We start from the raw sequence: 12,236 nt of genomic DNA, 5'->3' as shown, positions 1-12,236 counted from the left end.
GTTCCAGTACATCTGAAACTGGTATTTTTTGAAAAGCACTGACTCTTGCTCGTGCGGTATCACCCACTGGGATCCAGGTCTTGGAACAGCAAAGCAGGCATCGTGTCCGTATCATTTGCGCAGCAAGCGCAGGCCATTCAGTACTACCAACAGGCTTACCCCCATATCCGCGAATACCGCCATCCACATCGTAGCGTGACCAGTGAGCGTAACGGCTAGGAAGATGGCTTTAACGCCCAGCGCGAGCGCAATGTTTTGCGTAAGTACTGCTCCGGTCTGGCGGGAGAGACGAATGAAGGCAGGAATCTTGCGCAAATCATCATCCATGATTGCTACGTCAGCAGTCTCGATCGCCGTATCGGTGCCAGCTGCCCCCATCGCGAAGCCCACATCAGCCCGAGCAAGCGCAGGGGCATCGTTTATTCCGTCACCGACCATGCCGACGGTGCCTTTATGATCGATCAAGGCTTCGATGGCTTTGAGCTTATCGATCGGTAGGAGATTGCCCTTGGCCTCGTCAATGTTTACCTGCGCGGCAATTGCCAGCGCGGTATGTGGGTTGTCCCCTGTCAACATCACAGTCTTCACACCTAACGCGTGAAGCTCCTCGATTGCGGCTCGGCTGGTGGCTTTTACCGTATCGGCGACTGCAAACAACGCCAGCGCCCGTTTGTCATCGGACAGAATGACTACAGTTTTCCCTTGCCGCTCAAGGTGGCCCAGGGCGGCTTCGGTATTAGGTGAGCAGAACCCCAACTCCTCCAACAAACGATGGTTACCCAACTGGTAGCGCTTACCCTCGATCTCGCCGCGGACCCCTCGGCCCAGCAGCGCTTCGAAGTTATCCACTTCCAGCAACCGCAGCGATTGCTGGGCCGTTTGTTTGGCAATAGCCCGCGAAACCGGATGATCCGAACGTTGGGCAAGGCTCGCGGCGGCAATGCGATAATCTCTAGATAATCCATCAGCTAGAGGCAGGAAATCGGTCTGTACGGGCTTGCCATGGGTAATGGTCCCAGTTTTATCCAAGGCCAGATGGGTGATCTTGCGACCGCTTTCCAGGTACGCCCCGCCCTTGATTAAAATGCCTTTTCGCGCCGCTGCCGCGAGGCCGCTTACAATGGTCACCGGGGTCGAAATCACCAGTGCGCAAGGGCAAGCGACTACCAGAAGCACCAGCGCCCGATAAATCCAGTCAGCCCATAATCCGGCCATAAACAGGGGCGGGAATATCGCAACGGCAAGGGCGAAGAAAAACACCGATGGCGTATAAACCTTGGCGAACTTATCGACGACCCGCTGGATCGGGGCGCGTGAACCTTGGGCTTCCTCCACAGCATGAATAATCCGGGCCAGTGTCGTATTGCTGGCCTCAGCCGTCACGCGGTACTCGAAGGAACCGGACTCATTGATCGAGCCGGCATAAACAGGGTCACCGACAGCTTTCTCGATGGGCAAGCTTTCCCCGGTGATAGGGGCTTGGTTTACGGTAGAGTTGCCGGAGATCACGTTGCCATCCAGACCAATGCGCTCGCCGGGGCGAACTCGAACCAAGGAGCTGATCTGGACGGTTTTGACATCTACGTCCAGCCAACTGCCGTCTGCCTGGCGCACCGTTGCATGATTTGGGGTCAAGTCCATCAGTCCTTTGATCGCATTGCGTGCACGATCCAACGACTTGGCCTCAACCAATTCGGCAACAGTAAATAAAAACATGACCATCGCCGCTTCTGGCCACTGCCCAATCAGGACCGCTCCCGTCACCGCAATGCTCATCAACGCGTTTATGTTGAGATTGAAATTTTTGAGAGAGATCCAACCTTTCTTGTAAGTCGCGGGCCCGCAGAGTGCTACCGAGATTAAAGCTACAGCAGCAATCACCCATTCGGGGGCTGCCTGGGTGAAATGCAAAATTTCCGCGCCTACCGCAGCAATACCAGACAGCGCTAACGGCCACCAGGTGCTTTTGCGCAGTGATTCAGCTTCAAACTGGCTTTGCTGCTTATCCGCGCCTGGTACGTCGACCGCGCCATTCAACGGTTCCGCCTGCATACCAAGCGATGACACGGCCGCTTCGATTCCCAGGGTATGTGGCAATTCGTGCCAGACACCTAGAGTACGGTTCATCATGTTGAATTCCAATTTCTGAATTCCAGGCATCTTTGCAAGCTTGCCCTCAATCATCGCCTGCTCGGTAGGACAGCACATTTGCCCAATCCGGAAACGACTCAAGCGAGCCGTGTCGTTGACAACGGCTGATGACACTTTGGATGGGCACGCGCTTGGGCCATCCGTTCCAGATGCAGAGCAACATGCATCGGTAACAACCGAGGTGGTGGGCTCGTTCGGTTCGGTAGGTGGATATTGAGAAGATGTCGGAGATGAAGTGGAGCAGCTTGTCTTTCCGCCGTTGCCTCCAGCAGAGCAGCCATCCGCACTTTTGGTTGTTGAAAGCGCAGGATTCACGTCCGAGGTCTTAGAAGAACAGCAACTGGTAGTTCGATCTCGATCGGTTTCGTCTTCACCCGATGTTGCGGAAGTCGCACAGCAGCTCCCGGATGCGACAGGGTCAAAAACGTCCACGCCCGCTGGCTTTTTTGGTGCTTGCTCGTCACCGCAACAGTTTTTCATGAGAACGCTCTCCGCTTTTCATGGCGAGAGTGAACACCTTATAGCCACTATAAGGTCAAGAGATTCTTCGATGCCTTAAGGCATCCACCAGCGACCATTCATGTTCAACGTGATCACAGTGAGTAAGTGGCCGGTAGTAGATAGGAAATGCTGCTTCCCCTCGCGCCTACGGTGTTGGCATCAACGGCGTCCTATTTCGTGACGCTAATATCAGGCGGCATCCCGTCCTCACAGCAAAGCACACAGGGCACTTGCCCTATGCGGCGGCCGACGAGCAGCACAGAAGCTCTGCTACGAAGGTAAGCAGCCATGTGCAGAGCAAAGCGTCCAAACTCGAGTTGAAGAGATCGGCGGGGAGGGTTTTCATCGATCAGAGGCCTGGCGATCGGTAGAACGGTGAGCAAGGATTTGCTTGTTGCCTGACGCGAGTAGAATGAGGATTCCAGCAACTATAGGGTCAAGAGAAATGAATGCGCCCACGTACACGATCGGTGCCTTGGCGAAGCTGACCGATACCAAAGCCGTAACCATCCGCTATTACGAGCAGTCAGGGCTGCTGCCTTCTGCTGGAAGATCACCGTCGGGTTATCGCTTTTACACAGATGAAGAGCGCAACCGGCTGCTGTTTATCCGTCGCAGCCGCGCGCTTGGGTTCAGCGTCGATGACATTCGCGATCTACTCGGCCTGGCTGACCGACGCGACGCTTCCTGCGCCGCTGTGGATGCGAAAGTGCAAGGGCAACTCCAACAAGTTCGAATCCGTATTCAGGACTTACGAGGTTTAGAAGCCGAACTGACACGACTGAGTGTTTGCTGCCACGGTGGTGTTATAGAGCAATGTCGCATCATTGAATCATTGTCGAATCGTAGTTAACGCGGCAAAAGACTCCATGTGCGTAGAGATTGTACGAGGTGAGAATCGTCATTGTGCAATAAAGTCCGCTATCTTGGTTTATTTCAGGATGCGTGCCTTAGGATTGTCCTGTGGTTCGCAAATTTGCCATCCCATTAAAACCGCATGCGGCGACATGTGGGAAAATCGATGGTAATAGCTCTAAGTTAACCGTGCTCAGTTATCATTATTGAACCACCGACACCTCCGTGCTTATTAAATTTCTGACGCAAAGTGCTTAACCGTGCGACAGGGTAAATTCATTGCCGCTTTGAAATGTGCAGCTTACCGCCTGTTTTGCACCCTTGCTCGGCTTACGGGGTTCACCGAGTTCGGGGGACTTCATGTCACGGCGGCAGCGTTGGCCCATGTTGTCATCCGCCATCCAAGGGTTTCATTGGACATGGCTCTCCGGCGCTTGAACACCCGCCATCCCGCTGAGGGGAAGCGCCAGGCTAATCAGGAAAATCAGGCAAAGCCGTAGACAGCGTGTCATGGGCTGAAGTGTAGCCAGTAGAAATGGTGCTAACAATCACGCTCCAGGCTTCTGGGTTAGCTGCCAGAAACCTCTATTGCGCGCTCATTTCCATTTCAGGACTTAGCGTGCCTAACCATGCGACAAGACAGATGATGAGGATTGCCATCAGGAATTCGAATTTCATGCTGCGGCGCAAGGCATTGACCGCTACAGAGTATTGACCATTGCGAACCGAGCGCTCCAATAGCGGGCTTAAGTGAAAGCGGTTCAGCGTCGCTAAAACGATCATCCCGGCAAAGAGCAGGATCTTCAAAAACAGCAACTGGCCATAGGTACTGAGCATGACCTCATCAAGGTTGGGACCGACGATGAAAAGGTAATTTACTACTCCCGTAACGCTTATGATCGCAACAATCACACCGCCGGCCGACTCAAAGCCAGTCAGCACGCGGGCAAGAATACGTGCTTCCTCCTCACCCTTCAGCGATTTCAACCGTAGCAGTAGAGCGAAGGCCGCTAGAGCACCCAACCAGCCACCTGCCGCTAATAAATGGAAAATGTCGCTGAGAAAATGCCAGTAGCGGCGGCTGCCTTCGTCCATGGCACCATGCCCCGTCCAGGCTAGCGTGGCCAACGCGATTGCTCCACAGACGGTGACGATCCAGAGGCTGGGTGTCGGATATCGTTTATTCAACGCGACGCCCAGAATTGCCCCCACCAAGGCGGCTATCCGAACCATCCAGGTCAGCCCAACGTCGGTGCCCATGATGACCATTTCAAAAATGTGGTGATGTAGCTCCATAAGCTCCGATACACCGCTCATTGCTTTTGCAAGCAACAACATCGCAGCAAGGGACAGAACTACACCTGCAACAGAAGTACCGTAGAGAAGCGACTCAAAGTTCAAGACCGTGCCCGATACCCTTTCCTTTCCCCTGAGGCTGTACAAGCCAAATATGGCCAGTCCAAATAACAACATCAGGTCAAAATAGAGAGCAAAGCGAACCACGATATTTAATGAGTCGCTCATGGATTATTTCACTTTGAATGAAAAGTTGCCGGTGATCGGGTGGGTGTCCGAAGACACTGCACGCCATTCAACTTTGTAGGTGCCGGTGGTCAGCGGTGCAGCCGGCGTAATCACCATGGTTTTCGGATCACCACCAGCAGCGACGGCGGCCTTTACACCCATGGGTGAGTTAGGCATGCCTGGCATGTCGGTCATGATCAGCTTTGCACCGGAGAACTGAGTGGTGAGATTCTCAGAAAAATGCAGTTCGATTTTCGACGGAGCCGCCGCATCCGAGCCTTCTGCCGGAGTGGAAGAAAGTAGTTTTGGATGTGCCTGGGCCACTGCACTCAGAAGCAAACCAGCAGTGATTGCAACAGCCACGGACGTAGTTTTAAGGAATGACATGCAAGACTCCTCACAGCAAGCGCTGTTGATTCGAGGTTTTTTGGGAGGAACTAGTTTTTAATTTCTTTAAAAACCACTGTTGATTAACTTGGAGCCCCCGTCCTCTTCGCCAGGTTGAACAGGAGAAACTCGCTAGCCCTAACGTCACAGTGCGAGAACACGATGCCACACGATCACAAACTGTTCGATTACATTTCAGTCAGCTTGATCCGATGTTTGGCATCTAATCGTTGAGCGTAGCAAGACCTGGAAAAGACACGGCGTACCGCAGGACAGGGGAGCTCAATCACTTTGAAAAATCCGCAGAGGCGTAGCAAACGCAGAACGCCAAGACGTCGTTGGTCCCAATGTTTTGTCGCTCAGCTAACCGTGGAATCGACGGCCGGAAACTCAAGATGAAAAGCCGTTTTCCCGTCGCCTGACGTACACCAGATCTTGCCATTGTGCGCTTCGACAATTGATCGGGTAATTGACAGACCTAGCCCTGCGTTGCTCGGACTTCCTTCTCGCCGCGCTGGGTCCACGCGATAAAAACGATCAAACAGCTTTTCAAGGTGTTCGGGGGCAATGGGCTCACCATAGTTTTCCACGACAACCGTTACCGACGCATCCTTGTGCTGAATATCGACACTGATTGACGTCCCTTCATAGGTGTAGCGCAGCGCATTTGAGAGCAGATTGGAAATCGCTCGGTGGAGCATAAGAACATCACCTCGCACGCTCCCCCGTCCTGAAACCTTGAGCTCGATCCCTCGTTCATCAGCCAACAGGCGGTAGTACTCAAGCAATTTTTCCACGACAGCCACCAGGTCTATTGGCTTGCTCTCGTGCGTAATTAGACCATTGTCAGATTTCGCCAGAAAAAGCATGTCATCAATCATCCGGCTCATGCGCTTCAAGTCATCAAGATTGGAGTACAAATTGTCTTCGTAGTCCTCGATGTTTCTTTTTCTCGAAAGCACCACTTCAGTGTGGGTCATCAAGTTGCTCACGGGGGTCCGTAGTTCGTGGGCAATGTCTGCCGAAAAGTTGGATAACCGGACAAATGCATCGTCGAGCCTGGATAACATGGCGTTGAACGACAACACCATCTGTTGAAGCTCTTTCGGAACGGGTGCCAGGGGAATACGCTCCTTGAGTGATTTTGCTGACATGGAGGCAGCAACCCATGTGACCTGGCGGATAGGCCGCATGCCACTGCTAGCTACCATCCAGCCGAGTGCAGCACTGACCAATGCGCTGATCACCAACCCTATCCAAAACCATCGTTCGAGCGTCTCGAAAAAGGACATATGCTGCGTAACGTCAAAAATCAACATGACAGTTAATGGCCTTTCTTGTCCCGTCACTACGGATTGCGCAGTCACACCACGGAACATCTGCTCTTGCTCCCGCCATTCCCAGACGGTTGTGTTTGTGGTTGTTCGAAACGCCTTCGGAACGTCGACCGGGCCGGGATCCGCAAACAGCACCTTGCCGTCGCCATCGATGATAAGCGCAGTCAAATCACGGTGTGCGCCCAGCAGCGCTTCTAACTCCGGTTTAGCCTCGCTGAATTGATCGATGTTGCTCAGCCCGGACAAGATCCGCTGGGTCGAGTGGAGTTTTTCGTACAATGCCTGCTGATCCAGCATCTTGAAATGATGCCGGCTGAGGTTATTGAAACTGAGTCCGGCGACCGTGAGCACGGCCGTTACCGCGAGCATAAACATCAGACTCATACGAGTCGTCAGGGACATCCGGTTCATCACGACTCCGAATCTGGTGCATCGAGCATGTAACCCATTCCCCTTGAGGTATGAATCAACTTGACCTCAAAATCGTCGTCTATCTTGGCCCTGAGCCGTCTCACTGCAACCTCGATAACGTTGGTATCGCTGTCGAAGTTCATATCCCAAACCTGGGAGGCGATAAGAGACTTTGGCAGCACCTCCCCTCGACGACGCAGCAGAAGCTCAAGCAACGCGAACTCTTTGGCCGTAAGGTCTATGCGTTTGCCTCCTCGGATGGCTCGACGCTTGAGCAGGTCCACTTCAAGGTCAGCCAGTTTCATAAAGGTTTGCGAAGGTGCGCTGCTACCGCGACGCAGCAGCGTTCTGACTCGAGCAAGCAATTCAGAAAACGCGAAGGGTTTGATCAGATAGTCATCCGCACCGAGTTCAAGTCCCTTCACTCGGTCTTCAACGCGGTCTCTGGCGGTGAGAAAAAGCACCGGGACGTCTTTCCCGGAAGCGCGCACCTTCTGCAGGACTTCCCAGCCATCCAAACCCGGCATCATGACGTCGAGAATCAGCAGATCATAGGCTTCGCTCAAAGCGTGCTGAAGCGCCTCTTTTCCATTCGTGAAACGGTCGACATTGAACCCGGCCTCGTTGAGCCCTTGCTGCAAATAGATACCTATTTTTGGTTCGTCTTCAGCGACAAGAAGTCTCATGAGGTCGTTCTCAGATAAAGGTTAAGCGGAGTCTGCAACGAAAACTGGCAGCCAACCAGCAACTGACAGAAAAGTAATCTTGGCTTCAGGTAGATGTCAGCGAGTGCTGGCTAGGGTTCAGACATGAGCACTTCATTGGTGCTCGACCGACCTCTGAGCGATGAATCGTATGGAAGTCGGATTCCCTCATGAGGAGCTACCCCGATGAACCACCTGAAAATGCTGTTTTTTGTAAGCTCGATACTGGTCTCGGCTTCTGTGTGGGCTGAAAGCGGCGGAGATCGTGTGATTGAGCGTATGGAAGGTTTGCGCGACAAGGCCGAGGCCACGTTGATGAAAGCTGAACAAGCCCCTGAAGGAGAGCGTCACGTCCACATGGCAGAACACATGAAGATGCTTGGCGACATCATGAGCCAGCTCCACAACGATCACCCAGATGCCTCAATGTCACCCCAACAGCATCTAGCCTGGATGGAGAAGCACGACAAAATTGTTGACGACGTTTTGCGCCAGATGCAGCGCGAGCACAAATTGATGCTTTCAGAAAACCATCAATAAACGCCCCCAGGATAAGTACTTGTCAGCATCTTGTTGCGGCGTCAATTGGACGCCGTATCTATTTAGAAAACTGACAAAGAAGTAATGCCCAAGTCAGTTAGCTGGCAGCTGAGCATCATTAGCATAGCCAATGTTCCCACGTATTCCTGAGGTCACCATGAAAACTACGCTCGCTACCCCGTTCATCGCAGCAATGACCCTTTTTTTCGCTGCTACGGCTATGGCTAATGCTGGGCATGGACAAGACGACATAGGCCAGCCTGGTGTGGCCTCTGACGTTACCCGCACTGTAGAGGTCGAGATGGGCGACATTTTTTTCAAGCCTAAAAGCATCGACGTAAAACCTGGTGAAACAATCCGCTTTGTCCTTCGCAACGAGGGTTCGCTGCTGCATGAGTTCAACATCGGCAAAGCCGCTGCTCATGCAGCACACCAGAAAGAAATGGCAAGCATGTTCAAGAACGGAACATTAAGCCCTACCGGTACCGGGAAGATGAGCGGCATGAGCCACGGCATGGGCGGAATGAAGATGGTCGCAATGGAGCATGACGACCCTAACAGTGTCCTGATTGAGCCTGGCTCAACCCAAGAGCTGATCTGGACCTTCAACGACAGTGCAGGGCTTCAGTTTGCCTGCAACGTGCCGGGGCATTACCAATCGGGAATGGTCGGCGAATTTGATCTGAAATAAACCGGAGTCGGCTGTTTCTGCCGGCCCGACGCAAGAGTTGGCTACGCTAAGTCGCAAGTAACATAGCAACGCTTCTCAGCCGGGGTCCGTGCGGAAACATCACCGCACCACTGTGGAGCCGCAAATCAGCGTTGTACTGAATATGCTCATTTCTAGTAGCACCTTACAAGGGGAATAGACATGCCTACCACCTCTGGCCATCACGACCATAATCACACCCATGCTGCTTCCCGGGATGATGCTGATCTACATGACCCGGTGTGTGGAATGGCAGTCACTTCGTCGAGTAAATTTGCTGAGACTTACCAAGGACAGACGTATCGGTTCTGTAGCCTGAAATGTCAGGAGAAGTTTCGAGCGGACCCTGAGCGCTACAGTGGCCACGTGGTGCGCAACGAGTCAGGCAGCACAACGCCGGAGTCTGCGGTACAAACGGGCACTGAATTTACGTGCCCGATGCATCCTGAAATACGGCAGACCGGGCCCGGTAACTGTCCTAAATGTGGCATGGCACTAGAGCCTGTCATGCCGGCGCTTGATGAAGAAGAAAATCCTGAACTCCGGGATTTCAATCGCCGCTTCTGGTGGTCGCTGCCCTTAACCGTGGTCGTAACCGTGCTCGCGATGGCGGGTCACTCGTTACAACTTCTTCATGGTTCGGCTCAAAACTGGATCGAGTTCGCTCTGGCGACACCCGTGACCTTATGGGCAGGATGGCCTTTTTTTGTAAGGGGACTGGCCTCGGTTAAAAATCGCAGTCCCAACATGTGGACTCTGATTGGGTTGGGCACCGCCGCAGCTTATCTGTACAGCGTCATAGCAACGCTCTTCCCCCAAAGTTTTCCCTCCAATTTCATGCAAGATGGACGTATCGGCGTTTACTTCGAAGCGGCAGCGGTCATCATCTCGCTCACGTTGCTTGGCCAGATCCTTGAGCTCAAAGCCCGATCACAAACTTCCGCCGCCATTAAGTCTCTTCTCGGCCTTTCGCCCAAAACTGCACGCCGGATCAATGCCGATGGCCAGGAGGAAGACATTCCTCTCACACATGTGCACCTGGGAGACCACTTACGGGTCAGACCGGGTGAAAAGGTGCCAGTTGATGGTTCGGTACTTGAGGGTGAAAGTGCGGTGGATGAGTCGATGCTCACTGGCGAGCCAGTCCCGGTAATGAAGAAAGCTGGAGATAGCCTGATCGGCGCCACGCTGAATACGCATGGGAGCCTGGTGATGGAGGCCCAGAAGGTCGGTGCCGAAACCATGCTGTCCCAGATCGTACAGATGGTCGCGAGAGCTCAGCGTTCCAAGGCGCCGATGCAACGAATGGCCGACTCGATTGCCGGCTACTTCGTGATGGGTGTTATCGCGATTGCGATAATGACATTTATCGGTTGGGGGCTTTTCGGCCCTGAGCCCAGTTGGGTGTTTGGTCTAATCAACGCTGTCGCCGTGCTGATCATCGCTTGTCCCTGTGCGTTGGGACTTGCTACGCCTATGTCGATCATGGTGTCGACAGGTAAAGCAGCCAGCATGGGTGTTTTGTTCAGAGATGCCAGTGCAATTGAAAGCCTTTGCAGAATCGACACGCTGATTGTCGACAAGACAGGCACCCTGACAGAGGGACGGCCCGTGTTTCACAGCGTGGAGGCCACTCCCACCTTCAATCCCGACGACGTCCTTCACCTGGCTGCCAGCCTTGATCAGGGCAGTGAGCATCCTTTAGCACATGCGATCGTCGATCACGCCCGAGCCGAGAACATAAAGCTCACCAAGCCCGAATCCTTTGAGTCGGATTCGGGTATCGGCGTCAGTGGCGTTGTCGATGGCAAGAAGCTCCAGCTGGGGAACACAGCGTTGATGGAAGCCGCAGGCGTGAGCACCAACTCCCTACAAGAGCGCGCTGAGGTGTTGCGACTTGACGGCATCAGTATTATCTACCTCGCCGTCGACGGCGCATTGGCAGGTTTGTTGGCCGTATCAGATCCGATCAAGCCAACCTCAAAAGAGGCCGTCACCAAGCTTAAGGCTCACAACGTGAAAATCATCATGGCTACTGGGGACGGGCTTACTACCGCTCGGGCTGTCGCCAGGGAGATGGGGATTGAAGAGGTCCACGGTGAAGTCAAACCCCAAGACAAGGAACGTCTGGTGGCAGACCTACAGCAACACGGGCGAAAAGTGGCCATGGCAGGTGACGGTATCAACGATGCTCCGGCCCTGGCGCGAGCAGATGTGGGGATAGCCATGGGAACGGGGACTGACGTGGCGATGAATAGCGCGCAACTCACGCTGGTCAAAGGTGACCTGATGGGGATCTTACGAGCACGAGCTCTTTCGGTCGCCACAGTTAAAAACATGCGCCAGAATTTGGGCTTTGCTTTTCTCTACAACTCAATGGGTATACCTCTTGCCGCTGGTTTGCTCTATCCATTGACGGGACACCTCCTGTCGCCAATGATCGCTGCCATAGCCATGAGCGTCAGTTCCGCGTCGGTAGTTTTCAATGCATTGAGGCTGAGGAATACCCGAGTTGACTGACCTTCAAAATTGCAGCGGTTTTAACTCGGGGGGAATGGCGATCCATGTGCTTTCTTCAATCCCTTTAAGCGCGCATTCGCCCTTTGCACAGCGGCCATTTTTTCGGGCCGCTTCATGCGCTTCCACTTTCTGATGTCTTCCTTATTCCGCCCGCAGCTCACACACAGATCACCACTGAGTTGGCAAACCGAGATACAAGGATTCTCGATTTCTTTTGCCATGGTCAGTCCCCCTTAGCTTTATGTAGTTGAGCCACGCGACGTTTCCAGTCGCCTATGTGCGTGCGTTGGCACTCTTGCTCCGAGTCAAAGCGGACATTGCGGTCTGAAACAGGCAGGTCAAGATTGGCCTCTTTCAAGGCGATCGCCGTCAACTCAAAGATGCGGGCCTTCGCGTCAATCTCGGCCCGCTTCCTGTCAGCCAGGGTTTCGAACACCCAGATGACCTTCAGGGTTTCAGCCAACGCACTTAGGTCAGCGGTGTGAGTGAGCCAAATAAACCCCTTTATCTCGTCCTTTGCTGTTTCGCACGCGTCGGTGAGCGTGACGATCAACTGGCGCTCGATCCGAGCCAGTTCACGTTTACCGGGCGGCATCG

Annotated in this window: 11 protein-coding genes and 1 pseudogene; 4 read left to right on the top strand and 8 right to left on the bottom strand. The window is 53.6% G+C overall.

Annotation, left to right across the window (positions count from 1 at the left end):
- Positions 1-111: 111 nt before the first annotated feature.
- Positions 112-2,184 carry a heavy metal translocating P-type ATPase gene (locus tag ACP7D9_RS13945; protein ID WP_232392676.1) on the bottom strand — a complete coding sequence of 691 codons (2,073 nt, stop codon included), beginning with the start codon at positions 2,182-2,184 and terminating at the stop codon, positions 112-114.
- 913 nt (positions 2,185-3,097) lie between these two features.
- Here ACP7D9_RS13945 and ACP7D9_RS13940 point away from each other — a divergent pair.
- On the top strand, positions 3,098-3,505 hold the full coding sequence (locus ACP7D9_RS13940; RefSeq protein WP_019816989.1) for a MerR family transcriptional regulator: 408 nt from the start codon (positions 3,098-3,100) through the stop codon (positions 3,503-3,505).
- A gap of 290 nt (positions 3,506-3,795) precedes the next feature.
- Here ACP7D9_RS13940 and ACP7D9_RS13935 read toward each other — a convergent pair.
- The 5 genes and pseudogenes from ACP7D9_RS13935 to ACP7D9_RS13915 form a co-directional block, all read right to left on the bottom strand.
- Positions 3,796-4,019 (bottom strand): annotated as a pseudogene (locus tag ACP7D9_RS13935) (hypothetical protein); the annotation flags it as partial.
- Between the two features lie 73 nt (positions 4,020-4,092).
- Positions 4,093-5,031, bottom strand: a complete 939-nt coding sequence (gene copD, locus ACP7D9_RS13930) for a copper homeostasis membrane protein CopD (protein ID WP_019816987.1) — start codon at positions 5,029-5,031, stop codon at positions 4,093-4,095.
- A gap of 3 nt (positions 5,032-5,034) precedes the next feature.
- Positions 5,035-5,418 carry a copper homeostasis periplasmic binding protein CopC gene (gene copC, locus ACP7D9_RS13925; protein ID WP_024014909.1) on the bottom strand — a complete coding sequence of 128 codons (384 nt, stop codon included), beginning with the start codon at positions 5,416-5,418 and terminating at the stop codon, positions 5,035-5,037.
- A gap of 359 nt (positions 5,419-5,777) precedes the next feature.
- Entirely contained in the window at positions 5,778-7,166 is a 1,389-nt protein-coding gene (locus ACP7D9_RS13920; protein WP_019816985.1) for a heavy metal sensor histidine kinase, read from the bottom strand.
- Positions 7,166-7,852, bottom strand: coding sequence for a heavy metal response regulator transcription factor (locus tag ACP7D9_RS13915; protein ID WP_019816984.1), 687 nt, complete (start codon positions 7,850-7,852; stop codon positions 7,166-7,168). The genes ACP7D9_RS13920 and ACP7D9_RS13915 overlap by 1 nt, the downstream gene beginning before the upstream one ends.
- 204 nt (positions 7,853-8,056) lie before the next feature.
- Between ACP7D9_RS13915 and ACP7D9_RS13910 the strand changes: the two genes are divergently transcribed.
- The 3 genes from ACP7D9_RS13910 (at position 8,057) to ACP7D9_RS13900 (ending at position 11,639) form a co-directional block, all read left to right on the top strand.
- Positions 8,057-8,410, top strand: coding sequence for a co-regulatory protein PtrA N-terminal domain-containing protein (locus tag ACP7D9_RS13910; protein WP_024014911.1), 354 nt, complete (start codon positions 8,057-8,059; stop codon positions 8,408-8,410).
- Positions 8,411-8,567: 157 nt separating this feature from the next.
- Positions 8,568-9,101 (top strand): cupredoxin domain-containing protein, encoded by a 534-nt coding sequence (locus ACP7D9_RS13905; RefSeq protein WP_019816982.1) that lies wholly within the window; start codon positions 8,568-8,570, stop codon positions 9,099-9,101.
- Between the two features lie 180 nt (positions 9,102-9,281).
- Positions 9,282-11,639, top strand: coding sequence for a heavy metal translocating P-type ATPase (locus ACP7D9_RS13900; protein ID WP_024014913.1), 2,358 nt, complete (start codon positions 9,282-9,284; stop codon positions 11,637-11,639).
- 20 nt (positions 11,640-11,659) lie between these two features.
- On the opposite strand, the gene ACP7D9_RS13895 is transcribed toward ACP7D9_RS13900, so the two are convergent.
- Entirely contained in the window at positions 11,660-11,860 is a 201-nt protein-coding gene (locus ACP7D9_RS13895) for a DUF1289 domain-containing protein (RefSeq protein WP_019816980.1), read from the bottom strand.
- Positions 11,861-11,862: 2 nt separating this feature from the next.
- Positions 11,863-12,234 (bottom strand): hypothetical protein, encoded by a 372-nt coding sequence (locus ACP7D9_RS13890; RefSeq protein WP_045061253.1) that lies wholly within the window; start codon positions 12,232-12,234, stop codon positions 11,863-11,865.
- Positions 12,235-12,236 lie beyond the last annotated feature (2 nt).

It is taken from the genome of Pseudomonas sp. TSRC2-2, from assembly GCF_049897785.1.
Classification (GTDB): Bacteria; Pseudomonadota; Gammaproteobacteria; order Pseudomonadales; family Pseudomonadaceae; genus Aquipseudomonas.
The sequence above is the reverse complement of the archived record's forward strand: the minus strand, read 5'-3'. Positions and strand labels throughout refer to the sequence as shown.

Coding starts and splice junctions, on each gene's coding strand:
- ACP7D9_RS13945 (WP_232392676.1), bottom strand. CDS start 2,184: ATGATTGAGGGCAAGCTTGCAAAGATGCCTGGAATTCAGAAATTGGAA.
- ACP7D9_RS13940 (WP_019816989.1), top strand. CDS start 3,098: ATGAATGCGCCCACGTACACGATCGGTGCCTTGGCGAAGCTGACCGAT.
- copD (WP_019816987.1), bottom strand. CDS start 5,031: ATGAGCGACTCATTAAATATCGTGGTTCGCTTTGCTCTCTATTTTGAC.
- copC (WP_024014909.1), bottom strand. CDS start 5,418: ATGTCATTCCTTAAAACTACGTCCGTGGCTGTTGCAATCACTGCTGGT.
- ACP7D9_RS13920 (WP_019816985.1), bottom strand. CDS start 7,166: ATGAACCGGATGTCCCTGACGACTCGTATGAGTCTGATGTTTATGCTC.
- ACP7D9_RS13915 (WP_019816984.1), bottom strand. CDS start 7,852: ATGAGACTTCTTGTCGCTGAAGACGAACCAAAAATAGGTATCTATTTG.
- ACP7D9_RS13910 (WP_024014911.1), top strand. CDS start 8,057: ATGAACCACCTGAAAATGCTGTTTTTTGTAAGCTCGATACTGGTCTCG.
- ACP7D9_RS13905 (WP_019816982.1), top strand. CDS start 8,568: ATGAAAACTACGCTCGCTACCCCGTTCATCGCAGCAATGACCCTTTTT.
- ACP7D9_RS13900 (WP_024014913.1), top strand. CDS start 9,282: ATGCCTACCACCTCTGGCCATCACGACCATAATCACACCCATGCTGCT.
- ACP7D9_RS13895 (WP_019816980.1), bottom strand. CDS start 11,860: ATGGCAAAAGAAATCGAGAATCCTTGTATCTCGGTTTGCCAACTCAGT.
- ACP7D9_RS13890 (WP_045061253.1), bottom strand. CDS start 12,234: ATGCCGCCCGGTAAACGTGAACTGGCTCGGATCGAGCGCCAGTTGATC.